This is a genomic window from Kluyvera ascorbata ATCC 33433 (genome assembly GCF_000735365.1).
GTDB classification, from domain to species: Bacteria; Pseudomonadota; Gammaproteobacteria; order Enterobacterales; family Enterobacteriaceae; genus Kluyvera; species Kluyvera ascorbata.
In genome coordinates, this window is the sequence record NZ_JMPL01000033.1 from 1 (window position 1) to 17,406 (window position 17,406).

The window sequence follows — 17,406 nt, forward strand, 5'->3', positions numbered from 1 at the left end:
TGTAATTAACTCGTAACGTATTATTCCTGGAGCGAAAACATGCTTAAAGCGGCAATGATCGAGAAATTAAATGAACAGATGAATCTCGAACTCTATTCTTCTCTGTTGTATCAGCAGATGAGTGCCTGGTGTAGCTTCAATAGCTTTGAAGGCGCTGCTGCCTTTTTACGCCGCCACGCGCAGGAAGAGATGACTCACATGCAACGCCTGTTTGACTACCTGACCGACACCGGTAGCCTGCCACGCATTAATAGCATTCAGTCACCGTTTGCCGAGTACGCCTCGCTGGACGAACTGTTCCGCGTCACCTACGAGCACGAACAGCTGATCACCGCTAAAATCAATGAACTGGCGCATGCGGCGATGACCAATCAGGACTATCCGACTTTTAATTTCCTGCAGTGGTATGTGGCAGAACAGCACGAAGAAGAGAAACTGTTTAAATCCGTTATCGATAAGCTGACGCTGGCGGGTAAAAGCGGTGAAGGCCTGTACTTTATTGATAAAGAGCTGGCCACGCTCGATACGCAAAATTAATTCTCGTGCAGCGGCGTATTACACGCCGCTGCCGATTAATGGCGGCAAATTTTACTTTCCACCGTCGTAAATCCCGATTCCCGCGGAATAAACTTTCCTTTCTTATGCAGAAACGCGACCAGCTCGGCAGCACTCATATTTTCTGCTGAACAGGTATGAAAACGCGCCTGCTCGCCAAAGCGGGCATGAATTGCCGCTTCCAGACTTTCAATACTGTACTGCTCATCTGAATCAATCATCATATTCAGAACTTCATGACCGTGAATGGATTCCATTATTCCTCCCGTAAAAACGCCACCATAAACTGCATTTACTTTGCATGTTTTGCGCTAGCGCAGCTTTTCCCACGCCGAAGCAAACCGTAAACAATTTCATACACCCACTGTAATTCAGATTTGACGAAACGACAGGTTTCACATACTCTGCGCGGCATCTTTAGTCGTTAATCTGTTCTGAAGTAGAGGAAAGCGTGAAAAACCGTACCCTGGGGAGTATTTTAATCGTAGCCGGCACCACGATCGGCGCAGGAATGTTGGCGATGCCACTGGCATCCGCAGGCGTCGGTTTTGGCGTTACCGTGCTGCTGCTGGCTGGTCTATGGGCGCTGATGTGCTATACCGCCCTGCTGCTGCTGGAAGTCTACCAGCACGTCCCTGCCGACACGGGCCTCGGAACACTGGCATTACGCTATCTCGGCCGCTACGGCCAATGGGCGACCGGTTTTAGCATGATGTTCCTGATGTATGCGCTGACCGCAGCCTACATCAGCGGCGCGGGCGAACTGCTGGCCTCCAGCCTGAGTCAGTGGTTCAGTATGGATATGCCGCCATCGCTCGGCGTTCTGCTGTTTACCGCCGTCGGCGGTCTGGTGATTTGTATCGGCACTTCGCTGGTCGATCTGTTTAACCGCTTCCTGTTCAGCGCCAAAATTATCTTTTTGGTCATCATGCTGATATTGCTGCTGCCGCACATTCATAAAATCAATCTGCTAACGCTACCGCTGGAACAAGGTCTGGCCCTCTCCGCCATCCCGGTGATTTTCACCTCTTTCGGTTTTCACGGCAGCGTGCCGAGTATTGTCAGCTACATGAACGGCGATATTCGTAAACTGCGCGGCGTTTTTGTTATCGGCAGCGCCATCCCGCTGGTTGCCTATCTGTTCTGGCAGCTTGCCACGCTCGGCAGCATTGACTCACCGGTGTTTAGCGCACTGATGGAGCAACACACCGGCCTGAACGGTCTGCTGCTGGCCATTCGTGAAGTGGTGGCCTCACCGCACGTTGAACTCGCGGTGCATCTGTTCGCCGACCTGGCGCTGGCAACCTCGTTCCTCGGCGTCGCCTTAGGGCTGTTTGATTACCTGGCCGACCTGTTCCAGCGCAAAAACAGCGTGCGCGGGCGACTGCAAACCGGGGCTATCACCTTCCTGCCACCGCTGGCCTTCGCACTGTTTTACCCACGTGGGTTCGTGATGGCGCTCGGCTATGCGGGCGTAGCGCTGGCGGTGCTGGCATTGATCATTCCGTCACTGCTGACGATGCAAAGCCGTAAGCATCACCCGGAAGGGGGATACCGTGTTGCAGGCGGCAAGCCGGTGCTGTGGCTGGTCTTTGCTTGCGGGATTGCGGTGATTTTGATTCAGGCGGGGATTGCGACGGGGCTGTTACCGTCAGTAGGCTAAGAACTTCGTAGCCCGGCAGAGCTTCGCGATGCCGGGAGATTTCCCGGAGTCGGCGTAAACGCCTCGTCCGGGCTACCGCATTATTTCGCTAAGCAACACTGCTTATATTTCTTGCCGCTGCCGCAAGGACATGGGTCGTTACGTCCCACTTTCTGCTCATTTTTAATCGGCTGTTTAACTGGCGCTTCTTTTGGATTGTCCATCCAGTAGTCGAACAGCGCCAGCGCTGCTGGGCTGATGCGGTCGATGCTGTCGAGATACTGTTCGGCGGTGAAGGCACCCAGCGCCGTCGTTTTCTCTTCGTCACCGTGCAGGGCAATCGCGTCAAACGCCGCCTGCTGTGCTTCCGGCAGGCCGGACCAATCGGTCAGCGCCACGCCGCGCAGGTAGCCGTAACACCACTCTTCAACGATGGTCAGCTCCTGGCCCTCTTCTTCACGGGTACCAAACAGCGGTTCAAACTGATCCGGGTAGTCATTGAGGCGGTCAGCGATGTCGCTCATATGCTGCAGCGTCAGGTTAACGAAACGGTCACGTTCGCGGTCGGTTGCCCAGTGCGGCACGTGGTCGGCCCCACCCCATACGGCGAACATCCACTCGGCGGGTTCAATCTCCAGTGGAGACGACAAAATCGCCGTCAGCATGCCGTCCAGTTCAGACACATCAATAATTGACGCATCGGTAGCATACTTTGCAATTGTCTCGTCCAGCCATTCCAGTTCGCTTTCGGTTAACGGTCCCGTTTTCATACTCTTTCTCTATCGTTGTTGATGAGGCATATCATTTGAGGCGCAATGATGCAGGAGTTTGGCGTTGAACTCCAGCGTCATTACCCTTTCCCCGGCGACATTACGCCGCCGCCAGCACGCTACGCCCCGCCCAGATATGCTTTGCGCACCTCCTGATTACCGAGCAGCTCTTCACCGCTGCCGGTCAGGCGAATCTGCCCGTTGACCATTACGTACCCGCGGTCTGAAAGCTTCAGCGCATGGTGGGCGTTCTGCTCCACGAGAAAAATCGTCATACCATTGCGCGCCAGCTCACGCAGCGTCTGAAAAATTTGCTTAACCACAATCGGCGCGAGCCCAAGACTCGGTTCGTCTAGCAGTAGCAACTTCGGGCGGCTCATCAGCGCGCGGGCAATCGCCAGCATCTGCTGTTCACCGCCGGACATGGTCATTGCCCGCTGCTTGCGCCGCTCTTTTAAACGCGGAAAGAGATCGAACATGGTTTGCAGGTCTTCCGTCGCATACTGTGTTCCCACCGGGATGGTGCCCATCAGCAGGTTCTCTTCGACGGTCATATCGGGGAAAATACGTCTCCCCTCCGGCGCCTGCGCAATGCCGCCCGAGGCGACGTAATGGGTCGATTTATGGCTGATATCGTCCCCGCAGAAGAGAATTTGCCCGCTGCGAATGCGTGGCTGGCCGAATATCGACATTAACAGGGTGGATTTCCCCGCCCCGTTGGCGCCAATCAGCGAGACGGTTTCGCCTTTATTGACCTGTAAAGAGACCTGTTTTAGCGCCTGAATCACGCCATAAAACACGTCAACCTCACGAAACTCCAGCATCGCCTCGCTCATAGGTTCACCTCGTCTTCGCTGGTGCCCAGATACGCCGCAATTACCTTTTCATCGTTCTGAATTTGCTCAGCCCTTCCCTGCGCAATCACGTCGCCGTGGTCGAGTACGATAATGTTGTCCGATATTTCCATCACCATCCCCATATCGTGTTCAATCAGCAGCACCGTTATCGCGTGGTGTTCGCGCAGGAAGCGGATAATCTTGCTAAGCGCCCGGGTTTCAACCGGATTCAAACCCGCCGCCGGTTCATCGAGGCAAATCATCTCTGGCCCGGTACACATGGCGCGGGCGATTTCGAGGCGACGCTGTTGGCCGTAAGACATTTCGCCCGCCAGACGGTTGGCGCAGTCCACCAGATCCACCACCTCCAGCCAGTAGAAGGCGCGATCCAGCGCATCGCTTTCAGCTCGCCGATAGGCAGGCGTGTTGAGCACCCCGGCAATCAGGTTACGGTTGACCTGCATATGCTGCGCCACCAACAGGTTTTCAATCACCGACATTTCGCGGAACAAGCGGATGTTCTGGAACGTTCGCGCCAATCCCGCCCGATTCACCAGATGAGTGCCGCCAAACATTTTGTAGAACAGCCGCTGGCCGAACTGCGCCGGGTTAATCCAGTCGCCAGGCTGGAACTTCTGCCCGAGGATCTGAATCACGTTGGTGGTTTTATTGCGGGTATTGAACAGAATGTTGCCGCCGGAGGCTTTATAAAAGCCGGTCAGGCAGTTAAACACCGTGGTTTTCCCCGCGCCGTTCGGGCCTATCAGCGCGGTGATTGACCCGCGTTTAACCTCAAGGTTGACGTCGTTCAGCGCCTTGATACCGCCAAAATGCATCATTAAGTGCTCGACGCTCAGAATCACGTCCTGGCTCATGGCGCGACTCCTTTACGTACGGCAAAACCGCTGCGGTTAATGCGAATCAGGCCACGCGGCCGCCAGATCATCATCACCACCATCAATACGCCAAACAGCAGCACGCGATATTCAGCAAAGCTACGCAGCAGCTCCGGGGTGACGGTTAACACAAATGCCGCCAGCACCACGCCGATGGTCGAGCCCATACCGCCCAGTACGACGATGGCGAGAATTAACGCTGACTCAAAGAAAGTGAACGAGGTCGGGTTGACGAATCCCTGATAGGTCGCGAAGAACACCCCGGCGATACCCGCCGTGGACGCGCCAAGCGTAAACGCCGACAGCTTCACCAGCACATGGTTAAGCCCCATTGAACGGCAGGCAATTTCATCTTCACGCAGCGCTTCCCACGCGCGGCCAATCGGCATTCGCGTCAGGCGATGTTTGATGTACAGCACCAGCAACACGACCAGAACCAGCACCGCATAGATAAAGATAAACTTGAGGTTAGGATTATAGGTGAGATGGAAAAACTCGTGGAACGGTACCCCGCCCTCTTTAGCCCGACGGCCAAACTCCAGGCCGAAGAACGTTGGCGGCGGTGCCGATACGCCGTTCGGGCCGCCAGTAAAGCTCAGCCAGTTATTCAGCACCAGACGGATAATTTCCCCAAAGCCTAGCGTCACGATTGCCAGATAGTCACCGTGCATTCGCAGCACCGGGAAGCCAAGCAGCGCGCCTGCGGCGGCGGCCATCAGCGCCGCAATAGGCAGCATCGACCAGAACCCGAGCCCCAGATACTGATACCCCAGCGCCAGCCCGTAGGCACCAATGGCGTAAAAGGCGACGTAGCCCAGATCCAGCAGCCCCGCTAGCCCGACAACGATATTCAGCCCCAGACCGAGCAGCACGTAGATAAGCCCGAGAATAGCCACCGTCAGCACATATTTTGTCGCCACGAACGGGAAGCAAACCGCCAGCGCCAGTATCAGCGGGATAACCCAGCGCAGGCTGCTTTTATAGTCCGGCGAGCGCACGTATACCCCGGCGCTATCACCTTCAAAGCGGGCGCTAAAGCGCCTGCCAAACGCGGTCATCGACAGCGCGCTTAAGGCAAAGCGCCCGATCATCACCGCTGCGACAATCCACACCAGCCGCTGGCCGTTAAAGTTGAAGCTGTAACCGTCCAGCACCGCGCCCACGATGGGGCCAAAGATAATCAGCGCCACCAGGCCTGCGAAAATCATATCCAGCACGCAGCGCTTAAGAGAAAAACCGTCATGTACGGCCGTTGAATGCGTCATGTTCGGCTCCTACACTTTGGCGACAATCGGGCGGCCAAGCAGCCCCTGCGGACGGAAAATCAGAATGACCACCAGCAGACCAAAGGAGAAGACGTCCTTATAGTCGGTGTTCACCAGCCCCGAGAACTGCGCTTCAGCGACGCCAAGCAGCAGCCCGCCGAGCATCGCCCCCGGCAGCGAACCAATGCCGCCCAGCACCGCGGCGGTAAAGGCCTTAATGCCGATAATAAACCCAGCATAGAAATCAAAGGTGCCGTAGTTCATGGTGATAAGCACCCCGGCCAGCCCCGCCATTGCCGCGCCAATAACGAACACCAGCGAGATGATCCGGTCGGTGTTAATCCCCAGAATCGAGGCCATTTTGCGGTCCTGTTGTACCGCGCGGCACATACGCCCAAGGCGGGTATGACCGATTATCCAGGTCAGCAGCAGCATGCCCGCAAACGAGGCCAGCAGAATGAAGATTTTGGTATAGGTTATCTGTACAAAACCTTCGCCGATATGCAGACGCAGCACGCCGTCGAGCATCGTCGGCACGCCCTGTTGACGTGGCCCCTGGCTGATTTGCGCGTAGTTTTGCAGGATGAGCGACATCCCGATGGCGGAAATCAGCGGCGCAAGGCGCGTCGAGTTGCGCAGCGGCTTATAGGCGATGCGTTCAATCGTCCAGCCATAAACCCCCGTTACCACGATGGTAAACACCAGCGTGCCAAGGATCAGCAGTGGAAAAGAGTGCAGACCAAAAAAGGAGAGCAGCGCCAGACCGATGGCGCAGAGATAGGCCGATATCATATACACTTCGCCGTGTGCGAAGTTAATCATGCCGATAATGCCGTAAACCATGGTGTAACCAATGGCTATCAATCCGTAGACGGAACCTAGCGTCAATCCATTGACTAACTGTTGCAGGAAGAATGTCTCCATCATCGCTCACTCATGTTGTGCCATCTATTATTGAGCGCCGGGATGGGAGCATCCCGGCGCTGAGCGTGATTCCGTCTCGTTATTCGACTTCCTTGTACTTGCCCTGGTCATCCCATTGGTAGACCACGTAATCCGAGACTTTCAGGTCACCTTTGCTGTCCCAGGCTTTTTTGCCCATCACCGTTTCAACCGGGTTGGCTTTCAACCAGGCGCTGGCTTTCGCAGAATCGGCACCGCCGGTCGCTTTGAACGCAGCCGCAATGGCCTGAATAGAGGCGTAGGAGTAGAGGGTGTAGCCTTCCGGCTCAAATTTGTTGGCGCGGAATTTCTCGATAACCGCTTTGCCGTCCGGGATCAAGCGAGGGTCTTTACCGAAGGTCATGTAGATGCCCTTGGTATATTGTGGTCCACCCGCGGCGGTAACCATTTCTTCGTTGACGATGCAGTCGCCGGAGAAGAATTTCGCCTGCACGCCCTGCTCACGCATCTGACGTACCAGCGGGCCTGCCTCCGGGTGACAGCCACCGAAGAACACCACGTCCGGTTTCTGTGCGCCAATCTTGGTCACGAGGGCGTTAAAGTCTTTTTCCCCACGCGACAGACCTTCGTACATCACATCCTTCACGCCACGCTTCGCGAGCGCCGCGCGGGTGGCATCGGCCAGGCCCTGACCGTAGGTGTCTTTATCGTGGATGATCACCACGCGCTTAGCCTTCAGCTTATCAATAATGAAATCGCTGGCGACGCCACCCTGCTGGTCATCGCGGCCGCACATGCGGAACATGTCGTTCATTCCACGTTCGGTAATAAGCGGGTTGGTAGAGCCCGGGGTAATAGCCAGAACGCCTGCGTCGTTATAGACCTCTGATGCAGGCATAGTGGAAGAAGAGCAGAAATGGCCAACCACGGCCTGTACTTTGTCCTGATCGACCAGGCGGTTTGCAACCGATACGGCCTGTTTAGGTTCACAGGCATCATCGCCCTGCACCAGCTTAATTTTCTCGCCGTTTATCCCACCGGCAGCGTTGATATCTGCTGCAGCCTGGGTGGCACCATGCCAGTATTGATCGCCATAGGTGGCGTTAGGGCCTGTAAAAGGTCCCGCAACACCGATTACGATATCGGCCTGGGCGGAAAACGCCGTCACCAGACACCCTGCCAACACAATAGAAAGCGGACTTCTTATTAATTTCAGCGACATTATTATCTACCTTAGCAAAAGAGGTTTATGCATAACGGTGTGAAGCCGAGCCACCGGCGCACGCGCCGGACAAACGACATCCTGACAATATCCTGCTGATAACGGCGAGGTTTCCTTACGCTTTTCAGGCCAAATCATTAAGCAAAATGGCTGCCAACTTTACGCAGCCATGCCCCGATTTTGACAATTTTGAGTATAGAGTGCGCGGATAAGGCCTCTGCCTCGGCGCGGTGAAATTACAGCGGGGATCACATCTCCTTAACAATAAAGTACATAAATAATGCAATAGTCACGCTTTGTGCATTTTTGTAGCAAAATGGGCGGGTTGTGTTAGCTGATGGTGCAAGGCGGGATATTTGATGGAGCAATGGCCATAAGAGCATTCAGCCTCATCCGTTGTCTTCCCGTTACAGCATTCACGTGTATCTTCGTTGATTCCGGAGCTTTTCTTGTTCTACGCTAATAGAAAGTACACGAAGGCATGAATCCAGATGCATTTTGCATCCACAACCAAATGTTCTAATATTCTGTTTTTACAAATAATGGCGTGAAAAATGATGACGATAACCGAGGCCGATAAGCAGATCCTGTCCGTTTTTGACTTTGACGGAACGCTGACTCGGCACGATAGCTTTATTCCTTTTTTAAAATTTGCTTTCGGCCGTCGTCAGTTTGCCCGCAAGATGCTGCGCCTCGTGATCCCCACATTGCAGTGCTTCCGCCGCCGCCTCACCCGCGACGAGCTCAAGGAAGTGTTAATCACCACCTTCCTTGCTGGCCGTGATGAAAAATGGGTTCAGGAAAAAGCAGAAGCCTACTGTCTGAAATCGTGGAAAAAGCTGATGCGTCCAGCCGGGCTTCTGGCGGTTGCCGCCGAGATCTCAACCGGTGCCGAAGTGACGCTATGCTCCGCTTCGCCGATGATTGTCCTGCGACCTTTCGCTGATAAGCTGGGGATTAAGCTGATTGGTACGGAGCTCGAAAGCAAAAACGGCGTTCTGACGGGGCGGATCGTCGGTCATAACTGCCGGTGTATTCATAAGATTAACCGCCTTGAAGCGGTTTATGGCCCGCTCAATCAGTATCATATCCGCGCATGGGGCGATACGCGTGGGGACTATGAACTGTTGGCTACGGCCAGTGATGCTCACTGGCAGCATTTCCAATCAAGCTGGTCGCGTAAGAAAAACCCAATTGCGCGGTTTCGCAGCGAGTTTATGAAAGAGTTAACCTGATTGATCCCCGGTGGAATCACCGGGGTGTAATTTATCCGTTCTTTTGGTCTTCGCCCGATTTTTCCGGGAACAGCACGCTGGCAAGGATACCCAACGCCAGCACGCTCAGTACCACATAAAGACTGGTCGTCGCACTCAGGCTATAACCGTGGTGCCAGATATGGTCAGTGGCGTTTAGCCCAAGCTTAACCGCAATAAAGAACAGCAGCAGAATGATTGCCTTCTCCAGATGCACCAGATACTGCTTCAGCGCCTCGAGAACAAAGTAAAGGGTACGTAGGCCGAGGATGGCGAACATCATTGCGCTATAGACAATCAGAGGCTCGCGGCTCACGGCGATGATCGCAGGCACAGAGTCAAAGGCGAACATCACATCAGACAACTCAACGACCGCAACGCACAGCAGTAACGGCGTGGCATAACGCGAGGCTTTTGCCCCGCGTCCAATCGCCACATCACGGTTTTCCGGCTTAGCCAGTTCCTCATCAACTTCTTGCTGATTCAGCAGGAAAGCGTGCCCTTTCAGTTTCGGCCAGATAGGAAAGAACCGTTTTACGAGGCGGTAGGCCAGATGCTGTGAGTAGTCCTGAATTTCATCGCTCTCATCTTTGCTTTTGAGCATCATCACCGCCGTCCACGCCACGATCAGCGCAAACACCACTTCGACGTACGGTCCGAGGCTAAGCAAGCCGGTACCAATAGCGACAAAAATGCCGCGAAATACAATCGCTCCAATAATCCCCCAGTAGAGCACACGGTGTCGGAAACGGTCTGGAATCGCAAACCAGGAGAAGATAGCCATCATGACAAACAGGTTATCAACCGAAAGTACCTTTTCAAGCGCGTACCCGGTGATAAACAGGCTCGCGACTTCGGCTCCGTGGTGAACATATAAGAAACTGGCGAAGACCATGGCCACAATGACCCAGAAAACGGACCAAAGCGCCGCGCTTTTCAGCGATATCGGTTTGTCATGGCGATGCATAAACAGATCGATGGCGATGGCCCCTACGGATAACGCAACAAATACCAGAACCGTTTCGGCTGGAAAACCAATGTGTGTAGAGTCCATTATTTATTCCTGAACGATATCAGTCCACGGGAGCATCCCGCTGGGAAAATCCTGATAAGCATAACGCAGCTTTATGATTTTACCCGTGCGATTTTAATATGAAAATCAATGCCTGGAACGCAATTCGAACCCGCCAGCGTAAACGCTCATTGTCCCCGTTGTCAGTCCGCTCAGGTTTACCGTCCTGGACGCAACCTAACGTTAAAAGCGCTGTTGTTGACGCACAACCACATCGTTTATAGCAATATCCCGCCTTCCAGGTTGGCATTCGTTGTTATCAGGATTACCCTAAACTAAGCGGTGATACCTGTTGTCACGGTTCACCTTCTGCAAGTGTTGATTTACACGAGAGAACGCTATGGAATTAAAGGATTATTACGCCATTATGGGCGTGGAACCGACAGACGATCTCAAGACAATCAAGACCGCCTATCGTCGACTCGCCCGTAAATACCATCCTGATGTCAGTAAAGAGACTGACGCGGAGGCCCGGTTTAAAGAGGTTGCTGAAGCCTGGGAAGTACTGAGTGATGAGCAGCGACGCGCCGAGTACGATCAGCTGTGGCAGCACCGCAACGATCCACAGTTCAGCCGTCAATTCCAGCAAGGAGAGAATCAAAGCTACAGTGCCGAAGATTTCGACGATATCTTCTCCACCATTTTTGGTCAGCATGCGCGCCAGCGCCCTTCCAGCCGCGGGCACGACATCGAAATTGAAGTTGCCGTATTCCTCGAAGAAACGCTTACTGAGCATAGCCGCACTATCAGTTACAACCTGCCGGTCTACAATGCATTCGGCATGGTTGAACGTGAAATTCCCAAAACGCTAAATGTGAAAATTCCGGCTGGTGTCGGTAACGGCCAGCGTATCCGTCTGAAAGGCCAGGGTACCCCCGGCGAAAACGGTGGGCCAAACGGTGACTTGTGGCTGGTTATCCATATTGCGCCGCATCCGCTGTTCGATATAGTTAATCAGGATCTGGAAGTGGTTGTTCCCCTGGCTCCATGGGAAGCCGCGTTGGGCGCGAAAGTTACCGTTCCGACGCTAAAAGAGAGCATCCTGCTGACCATTCCGGCGGGAAGCCAGGCCGGGCAGCGACTACGCATTAAGGGCAAGGGTCTGGTAAGTAAAAAACATACCGGCGATTTGTATGCGGTGATCAAAATAGTCATGCCGCCAAAACCTGACGATACCAGCGCCGCCCTGTGGCAACAGCTTGCGGATGCACAAAAGTTCTTTGATCCGCGCAAAGAGTGGGGGAAAGCATAATGGCTAACGTCACCGTCAACTTTACCATTACCGAATTTTGTCTGTACACCGGTGTATCAGAAGAGGAGCTCCATGAGATTGTCGGCTTAGGGGTGATTGAACCTCATGAAAACGAGACGTTTGACGACCATGCGCTGACCGTAATGCGTCGCGCGGTGCGCCTGCGTCAGGAGCTGGAACTTGACTGGCCGGGAATTGCCGTTGCGTTAACGTTGCTGGAAGAGAATGCGCAGTTGCGTCAGGAAAACCGCCTGCTTCGCCAGCGACTGTCTCGCTTTATCAGTCATCCTTAGTGTGCCAGGGCCTGCAGCGGGCTGGCCCTTTTATTATCCCCAACCCGCTCTTAATGACATTGCTCAGCAGATGGCATACCGTCAGTGATAAGAATTATTTCAAACAAGAAGACAGGTGTGGCGGAGTTTACTGGCTTCAACCAGCCATGTTATCAGCAAAAAATACACCCAGCGGACGGAGCGACCGCTAAATCTGCGCCACCACCGGAAAACGGACAAAGCGGACAGGTTCTCTATGCTAGAGGCGATACGTTCGATTCAACATTGACAGGCTGAAGATTGCAACTCATTACACTTAGTGAGCACAAGATATGAACAGAGCGTGAATTGCAGGCACAAAAAAACCACCCGTAGGTGGTTTCACGACACTGCTTATTGCTTTGATTATTCTTCTGTTTCCCATGGTAGCCGGAGTGGGACTTGAACCCACACAGCGCGAACGCCGAGGGATTTTAAATCCCTTGTGTCTACCGATTCCACCATCCGGCCAGGGAAAAAAGTGGAGGCGCGTTCCGGAGTCGAACCGGACTAGACGGATTTGCAATCCGCTACATAACCGCTTTGCTAACGCGCCTTTAAATCTTAAACACCCGCAATTGCCGATGCTTTTAATTTGGAGCGGGAAACGAGACTCGAACTCGCGACCCCGACCTTGGCAAGGTCGTGCTCTACCAACTGAGCTATTCCCGCTTTATCAAGTTGATTTGCTAACCACTTGATTTTGCTATCGTCTGGCAATCAGTGCTGCCGTTCGATGCGTTGCATTCTACTTATCTGACGCGGTGAGTCAACGGTATTTTTCGCAACTTTGTGCCGTTTGCTGAAAATTACGCCGAAACGATCACTCTTGAAGCAAATCACCGCGTGCAGCGTTCAAATATTGCAGCATTGACCACAGCGTCAGCACCGCTGCGACCATGAATAACGCGATACCCGCCCACTCAACCCAGATATTTGGACGCCACAGCATCCAAACCAGCGCAGCCATCTGTGCCGTGGTTTTTACTTTCCCAATCCAGGAGACGGCCACGCTGCTGCGCTTACCGAGCTCAGCCATCCACTCACGCAGCGCAGAGATAATAATCTCGCGCGCAATCATGGTCGCAGCCGGCAAGGTCACCCACCAGGTGTGATAGTGTTCAGCCACCAGCACCATCGCAATCGCCACCATCACTTTATCCGCAACTGGATCGAGGAAGGCACCGAAACGGGTACTTTGGTTCCAGCGACGTGCAAGATAACCATCGAACCAGTCGGTTACCGCTGCAATGAAGAAGATCAGCGCACAAACAAAAGGCGCCCAGACGAACGGAAGGTAGAACGCCAGCACGAAAAACGGAATCAGGATGACGCGGAACAACGTAAGCAATGTAGGAATATTATATTGCATGGCGAGGTAACTATCTGTTGTCAGTAAATATTAGCCCTATGTTGCTACAGAGCCCCTAATGTTTCAACGAGTAGAAGATCTTTTCTGCGAGCCCGACCGAGATTCCCGGCACTTTTGCAATATCTTCAATGCTTGCCTGCTGCAAACCTTGTAGGCCACCCATGTACTTGAGCAGCATCTGACGGCGTTTTGGCCCCACGCCTTCGATAGTCTCCAGCGAACTGGTGCTTTTAACCTTAGCGCGTTTCTTGCGGTGCCCGGAAATTGCATGATCGTGTGATTCGTCGCGAATATGCTGAATGACATGCAGCGCCGGTGAATCCGGCGGCAGGCTGAAGCCCTCACCTTCCGGCTCAAAAAACAGCGTTTCAAGACCGGCCTTACGGTCGCTGCCCTTTGCCACGCCTAACAGCAGCGGATGGTTTTTATCCCACGGCACGTTAAGCTCGGCAAATACCGCTTTCGCCTGCCCTAACTGCCCTTTCCCGCCGTCTATCAAAATCACGTCAGGAATTTTGCTGTCATCAATCGCTTTACCATAGCGACGGCGCAGTACCTGGTTCATTGCCGCATAGTCATCGCCCGGGGTAATCCCGGTGATATTATAGCGACGATACTCCGCACGCAGCGGGCCGTTGGCATCAAACACCACGCACGAGGCAACGGTTTGTTCCCCCATGGTGTGGCTGATATCAAAACATTCCATACGTTTGATGGCCGGCAGCTTAAGCTCGGCGGAGAGCGCCTGCAAACGTTGATGAACGGTAGACTGCTGAGAAAGTTTAGTCGACAGCGCCGTCACCGCGTTGGTTCGCGCCAGCTTCAGATAGCGAGCGCGATCGCCGCGCGGTTTGGTTTGCACCTGAATACGACGGCCTGCCAGCTCCGATAACGAATCGGCCAACAGGGTTTTATCTTTGAGCGTGAAGTCGAGCAGGATCTCGCCCGGCAGCGTACGCATCTGGCTGCCCTGGAAATAGAACTGACCAACGAAGGTTTCCACCACTTCGCCCAGTTCAGTATCGTTTGGCACTTTCGGGAAGTAGCTGCGACTCCCCAACACCTTGCCCTGGCGGATAAACAACACGTGGACGCAGGCCATGCCCGCTTCAAACGCCACGCCAATCACGTCAAGATCATCACCGTTGTTGGAGACAAACTGTTTTTCCGTCACCCGACGAACGGCCTGAATCTGATCGCGAATGCGCGCGGCCTCTTCAAACGCCAACGCCTGGCTCGCTTTCTCCATACGCGCAATCAGCTGCGTCAGCACCTGGTCGTCCTTCCCGGCGAGGAACAGGCGCACGTAGTCAACCTGCTGCGCGTACTCCTCCTCGCTCACCAGCCCCTTCACGCACGGCCCCAGGCAGCGACCAATCTGGTACTGCAAGCACGGACGTGAGCGGTTGCGGTAAACGCTGTTTTCGCACTGGCGGATGGGGAATATCTTTTGCAATAGCGCCAGCGTTTCTCGCACTGCGTAGCCGTTCGGGAAAGGTCCGAAATACTCCCCTTTCGCGTGTTTTGCGCCGCGATGCGTTGCCAGACGCGGATGAGCGTCTCCGCTCAGAAAAATAAAAGGATATGACTTATCGTCACGTAGCAGGACGTTATAGCGAGGCTGGTAAAGCTTGATATAGTTATGCTCAAGCAGCAGCGCTTCCGTCTCGGTATGGGTAACGGTGACATCAATCTGGGCAATCTGTGCCACCAGCGCTTCCGTTTTACGGGAGGCCACCTGGGCACGAAAATAGCTGGAAAGGCGTTTTTTGAGGTCTTTGGCTTTGCCAACGTAAATAACCGTGCCGCCGGCATCATACATACGATAAACGCCGGGCTGGCTGGTTACAGTTTTCAGAAAGGCTTTTGAATCAAAAACATCACTCACTGACTTGCTAACGACTCCGCATTGCAAAGGCCATGGCGAATTGCCAGGTGCGTCAGCTCAACGTCGCCGTGTATGTTCAATTTGCTAAACATACGATAGCGATAGCTGTTGACCGTTTTGGGACTCAGACTCAACTGTTCTGAAATCTCATTCACCTTCTGGCCTTTAGTGATCATCAGCATAATCTGCAATTCACGTTCAGACAAACTGGCGAAAGGCGATTCGGTCTTTTCAGGTTCAATCTGACTCAGCGCCATCTGCTGGGCGATATCCGAAGCAATATAACGCTGCCCAGAGAACACGGAACGAATGGCGTTGACCACTTCCTGCGGCGCAGCACCTTTACTCAAATAGCCAGCGGCTCCCGCCTGCATGACTTTTGCCGGTAGTGGGTTTTCCGTGTGTACGGTTAACATGATGACTTTGGTGTCGACGGCGGAGCGCGCAATCTTACGCGTGGCTTCCAGGCCACCGATGCCCGGCATATTCATATCCATCAGCACAACGTCTACCGGGTTAGCACGGCACCACTTCACCGCATCTTCCCCACAGTTGGCTTCGCCGGTCACTCTAATGCCTTTTATATCTTCGAGAATGCGTCGTATCCCTGCGCGCACCAGTTCGTGGTCATCAACAAGAAGGACGTTGATCAAAGGAATAATCTCCAGGATAGGGATAACGCTACTACATCTTAATTTGCCCATACTACCGGGTTTTATATCAACTGTGAAAGTCTAAAAATGCCAGAGCATGGATTTCGATCTCGTTTTTGGAAATATTCGTGTACAGGTGCTGGAAAGACCTAAAAAACAATAGGATGCCCTGCGTCAAAATCAGTATGTCGTCAGCAATAAACGGAGTAAACAGGCGCTTTGTCGTATATTTGATAATTAGCCCCTATAATATGTAACAACAATTAACGTCGAAGGAACCATATTTAAACAATTCGTCGCTAACTGACTGTCTTCAAAACTTTAAATAATAATTAATATCAGCTCTGAGCAGCGCACAAAAAACAGGCACTCCTTTTTTTCTCTTCGCTTGTGGTATACTGCGCCGCTTTCATAATCCGGATCGCGCATAATGCGCAGAAATTGTACGAGGCAATAAATGAGCACACCTGATTTTTCCACTGCAGAAAATAATCAAAATCTGGCCCAGGAGCTGTCCTGCCTGAAGGCAATGCTGACGCTGATGCTGCAAGCAATGGGTCAAGCGGACGCGGGACGTGTGATTATTAAAATGGAAAAGCAAATTGCGCAGTTAGAAGATGAAGCTCAGGCTGCCGTATTTTCCAGCACCGTTAAGCAAATTAAACAAGCTTACCGCCAGTAATCTTAAACCGGCTGGAGCATCGCTGCTTACAGCCGGTTTGCCGTCTGGCACGCAGAACGCAAGAACGAGTCAGATCAATCCAATCGCCGCCGCATAGCAGGCAATTTGCGTTTTATTAGGCGCATTAAATTTTTTCTGCATGTTCTTCTGATGGAAGTTCACCGTATTCTCGGAAATAGCCAGAATAATCGAAATCTCCGCCGACGTTTTTCCTTCTGCCGTCCATTTCAGAATTTCTAATTCCCGTTTACTGAATTTCATTTCCCGCGGCATCACCATTTCGTCTTCGACGCGTAATAATGCCAGCAGGCTCATTTCCAGCAATATTTGCAATCGTAGCGCTATTTCATCTTCATCATGAGGGTGACGCGCCACGCGCTTACGTGATACCGACAGGAAGCCATGAGCATGGTTTGGTAGCATCAGACATTGTGTTGCACCCGTTTGCAGGCCGTGATGACGTGCGGCGTTCCACAATTCCTGGGCATCACTGAACAGCTCGTCATTCCAGCGTAGATGTCCCAGTGAGAAGTTATCCGGCTTCAGTACCGGATCGATAGCCATATAGTTTGCCGACTTATAATGCGACATCCAGGCATCAGGATAGGTGGTGAACACCGATATTCTGGGCCGGGTAAAAGGTACCGGATGGCGAACGCACAAGGCGAAGAAATCATATTCCAGATATTCGGTTTGCTGCTGTAAAAGCGCATATATCTGGTCGCTTGCCGAGGCTGCCTGGAAAAGTTGCAGCATTTCCCGCCGCCAGCTGAAAAAATCATCGTCTCCCATGACTACGAGAAATCCCCTGATCAATAATCATATTTATGAATA

19 protein-coding genes and 3 tRNA genes are annotated in these 17,406 nt (G+C 53.1%); 7 read left to right on the top strand and 15 right to left on the bottom strand.

Annotation, left to right across the window (positions count from 1 at the left end):
* Positions 1-39: 39 nt before the first annotated feature.
* Positions 40-537 (top strand): non-heme ferritin, encoded by a 498-nt coding sequence (gene ftnA, locus GKAS_RS10250; RefSeq protein WP_035894079.1) that lies wholly within the window; start codon positions 40-42, stop codon positions 535-537.
* A 35-nt stretch (positions 538-572) separates the two neighbouring features.
* On the opposite strand, the gene GKAS_RS10255 is transcribed toward ftnA, so the two are convergent.
* Positions 573-812, bottom strand: a complete 240-nt coding sequence (locus tag GKAS_RS10255; RefSeq protein ID WP_035894080.1) for a YecH family metal-binding protein — start codon at positions 810-812, stop codon at positions 573-575.
* A gap of 254 nt (positions 813-1,066) precedes the next feature.
* Here GKAS_RS10255 and tyrP point away from each other — a divergent pair, with 254 nt between their 5' ends.
* Positions 1,067-2,218, top strand: coding sequence for a tyrosine transporter TyrP (gene tyrP / locus GKAS_RS10260; RefSeq protein ID WP_369709607.1), 1,152 nt, complete (start codon positions 1,067-1,069; stop codon positions 2,216-2,218).
* 80 nt (positions 2,219-2,298) lie between these two features.
* Here tyrP and GKAS_RS10265 read toward each other — a convergent pair whose 3' ends face one another.
* From GKAS_RS10265 to GKAS_RS10290, 6 genes are all read right to left on the bottom strand, one after another.
* Entirely contained in the window at positions 2,299-2,967 is a 669-nt protein-coding gene (locus tag GKAS_RS10265; RefSeq protein WP_035894084.1) for a YecA/YgfB family protein, read from the bottom strand.
* 119 nt (positions 2,968-3,086) lie between these two features.
* Positions 3,087-3,803, bottom strand: coding sequence for an ABC transporter ATP-binding protein (locus GKAS_RS10270; RefSeq protein WP_035894086.1), 717 nt, complete (start codon positions 3,801-3,803; stop codon positions 3,087-3,089).
* Positions 3,800-4,678: an ABC transporter ATP-binding protein gene (locus GKAS_RS10275; RefSeq protein WP_035894088.1), complete on the bottom strand. Its 879-nt coding sequence runs from the start codon at positions 4,676-4,678 to the stop codon at positions 3,800-3,802. Before GKAS_RS10275 ends, GKAS_RS10270 begins: the two co-directional genes overlap by 4 nt.
* Positions 4,675-5,964: a high-affinity branched-chain amino acid ABC transporter permease LivM gene (livM, locus tag GKAS_RS10280; RefSeq protein WP_035894089.1), complete on the bottom strand. Its 1,290-nt coding sequence runs from the start codon at positions 5,962-5,964 to the stop codon at positions 4,675-4,677. Before livM ends, GKAS_RS10275 begins: the two co-directional genes overlap by 4 nt.
* Before the next feature lie 9 nt (positions 5,965-5,973).
* Positions 5,974-6,888, bottom strand: a complete 915-nt coding sequence (locus GKAS_RS10285) for an ABC transporter permease subunit (protein WP_035894152.1) — start codon at positions 6,886-6,888, stop codon at positions 5,974-5,976.
* Positions 6,889-6,967: 79 nt separating this feature from the next.
* Positions 6,968-8,089 (bottom strand): branched-chain amino acid ABC transporter substrate-binding protein, encoded by a 1,122-nt coding sequence (locus GKAS_RS10290; protein ID WP_035894092.1) that lies wholly within the window; start codon positions 8,087-8,089, stop codon positions 6,968-6,970.
* Positions 8,090-8,643: 554 nt separating this feature from the next.
* Here GKAS_RS10290 and GKAS_RS10295 point away from each other — a divergent pair.
* Complete coding sequence (locus GKAS_RS10295) at positions 8,644-9,324, top strand: HAD family hydrolase (RefSeq protein WP_035894094.1); 681 nt, start codon at positions 8,644-8,646, stop codon at positions 9,322-9,324.
* A gap of 31 nt (positions 9,325-9,355) precedes the next feature.
* Here the strand turns inward: GKAS_RS10295 and GKAS_RS10300 are convergent, their stop codons facing one another.
* Positions 9,356-10,396 carry a TerC/Alx family metal homeostasis membrane protein gene (locus GKAS_RS10300; RefSeq protein ID WP_035894097.1) on the bottom strand — a complete coding sequence of 347 codons (1,041 nt, stop codon included), beginning with the start codon at positions 10,394-10,396 and terminating at the stop codon, positions 9,356-9,358.
* Between the two features lie 108 nt (positions 10,397-10,504).
* Between GKAS_RS10300 and GKAS_RS25550 the strand changes: the two genes are divergently transcribed.
* The 3 genes from GKAS_RS25550 (at position 10,505) to cbpM (ending at position 11,959) form a co-directional block, all read left to right on the top strand.
* Positions 10,505-10,693, top strand: a complete 189-nt coding sequence (locus GKAS_RS25550; RefSeq protein ID WP_072011378.1) for an IS1 family transposase — start codon at positions 10,505-10,507, stop codon at positions 10,691-10,693.
* Between the two features lie 61 nt (positions 10,694-10,754).
* Positions 10,755-11,666, top strand: coding sequence for a curved DNA-binding protein (gene cbpA, locus GKAS_RS10305; RefSeq protein ID WP_035894099.1), 912 nt, complete (start codon positions 10,755-10,757; stop codon positions 11,664-11,666).
* Positions 11,666-11,959 carry a chaperone modulator CbpM gene (cbpM, locus tag GKAS_RS10310; RefSeq protein WP_035894102.1) on the top strand — a complete coding sequence of 98 codons (294 nt, stop codon included), beginning with the start codon at positions 11,666-11,668 and terminating at the stop codon, positions 11,957-11,959. Before cbpA ends, cbpM begins: the two co-directional genes overlap by 1 nt.
* Before the next feature lie 402 nt (positions 11,960-12,361).
* On the opposite strand, the gene GKAS_RS10315 is transcribed toward cbpM, so the two are convergent.
* The 6 genes from GKAS_RS10315 to uvrY all read right to left on the bottom strand — a co-directional run bounded on the left by GKAS_RS10315 (position 12,362) and on the right by uvrY (position 15,890).
* Positions 12,362-12,448: transfer RNA gene (locus GKAS_RS10315), tRNA-Leu, on the bottom strand.
* A gap of 11 nt (positions 12,449-12,459) precedes the next feature.
* Positions 12,460-12,533, bottom strand: a tRNA-Cys gene (locus GKAS_RS10320).
* 40 nt (positions 12,534-12,573) lie between these two features.
* Positions 12,574-12,649: transfer RNA gene (locus GKAS_RS10325), tRNA-Gly, on the bottom strand.
* 151 nt (positions 12,650-12,800) lie between these two features.
* Positions 12,801-13,349 carry a CDP-diacylglycerol--glycerol-3-phosphate 3-phosphatidyltransferase gene (gene pgsA / locus GKAS_RS10330; protein ID WP_035894103.1) on the bottom strand — a complete coding sequence of 183 codons (549 nt, stop codon included), beginning with the start codon at positions 13,347-13,349 and terminating at the stop codon, positions 12,801-12,803.
* 55 nt (positions 13,350-13,404) lie between these two features.
* A complete protein-coding gene (gene uvrC, locus GKAS_RS10335) occupies positions 13,405-15,237 on the bottom strand; it encodes an excinuclease ABC subunit UvrC (RefSeq protein WP_035894105.1) in 1,833 nt (610 codons plus the stop codon).
* Positions 15,234-15,890: a UvrY/SirA/GacA family response regulator transcription factor gene (uvrY, locus tag GKAS_RS10340; protein WP_035894107.1), complete on the bottom strand. Its 657-nt coding sequence runs from the start codon at positions 15,888-15,890 to the stop codon at positions 15,234-15,236. The genes uvrC and uvrY overlap by 4 nt, the downstream gene beginning before the upstream one ends.
* 457 nt (positions 15,891-16,347) lie before the next feature.
* Between uvrY and GKAS_RS10345 the strand changes: the two genes are divergently transcribed.
* Positions 16,348-16,572 carry a DUF2594 family protein gene (locus GKAS_RS10345; protein WP_035894108.1) on the top strand — a complete coding sequence of 75 codons (225 nt, stop codon included), beginning with the start codon at positions 16,348-16,350 and terminating at the stop codon, positions 16,570-16,572.
* Positions 16,573-16,641: 69 nt separating this feature from the next.
* Here the strand turns inward: GKAS_RS10345 and sdiA are convergent, their stop codons facing one another.
* Positions 16,642-17,364, bottom strand: a complete 723-nt coding sequence (sdiA, locus tag GKAS_RS10350; protein WP_035894110.1) for a quorum-sensing transcriptional regulator SdiA — start codon at positions 17,362-17,364, stop codon at positions 16,642-16,644.
* Positions 17,365-17,406: the final 42 nt, after the last annotated feature.